Annotated in this window: 1 protein-coding gene; it reads right to left on the bottom strand. The window is 72.7% G+C overall.

Annotated features, from left to right (window positions below; translation table 11 throughout):
• Positions 1-61: 61 nt before the first annotated feature.
• Positions 62-277 carry a DUF6243 family protein gene (locus VR45_RS39955; RefSeq protein ID WP_199839632.1) on the bottom strand — a complete coding sequence of 72 codons (216 nt, stop codon included), beginning with the start codon at positions 275-277 and terminating at the stop codon, positions 62-64.
• Between the last annotated feature and the right edge of the window lie 367 nt (positions 278-644).

Here is a 644-nt window from a genome sequence, read left to right as displayed (position 1 = left end):
GGGCCCGGACCGCGTGTCGCGGTCCGGGCCCTGCCCCGTGCCTCCCTGCGGCGGCGGTGCGTCAGCTCTGTGCGGTGTCGTCGCCCGCCTGCTCGGCGCTCTCGGTTGTGCCGGCCTTCTCGCGCATCTTGCGCACCAGCTCCGCCTTCTGGTCGGCCGCACCCTGGCGGTCGAGGTTGCGGTGCGGGCCGTTGTTCTGCCGTTCGGCGCGGGACAGCCGCTTGCGCTGGCCGCCGCCCATGCCCACGGGGTTGTTGATGTTCTTGCTCACGGTCAAGGGTCTCCGGTCAATGATGTGAAGTGATCTGCGGATTCAACGGTGGGGGACGGGCGGCGACGTCGAAGGATGTCAGCAGAGGCCCGTCACGCTCTCACTCGTAGATCGGCGTCTGGAAGAACACCGAGGACGTTACCCGGTTCCGCCCGCCCCGCGTACCAACCTTTTCGCTGCCGCGGCGTCGGCCGGGCCCTCGCCACCCGCCCGGCGCCCCGGTCTGACCGCCGCGGTACCGGCGCCCGCCGCCACCGCCCTCCGCAGGCCGGCGCGGTGTCCCTTCTCCCCCGGAACTGCGCGAGCGAACCTCGACAGTCTGCTCCCCGCGTCCGTGGGGGGTTCCCGTCACCGGGCGGGGGTGGGGGTGGGG

The sequence above is a fragment of the Streptomyces sp. NRRL S-495 genome (assembly GCF_000966955.1).
In the GTDB taxonomy this organism is placed as follows: Bacteria; Actinomycetota; Actinomycetes; order Streptomycetales; family Streptomycetaceae; genus Kitasatospora; species Kitasatospora purpeofusca.
This window is presented reverse-complemented; position numbering and strand designations above follow the sequence as displayed.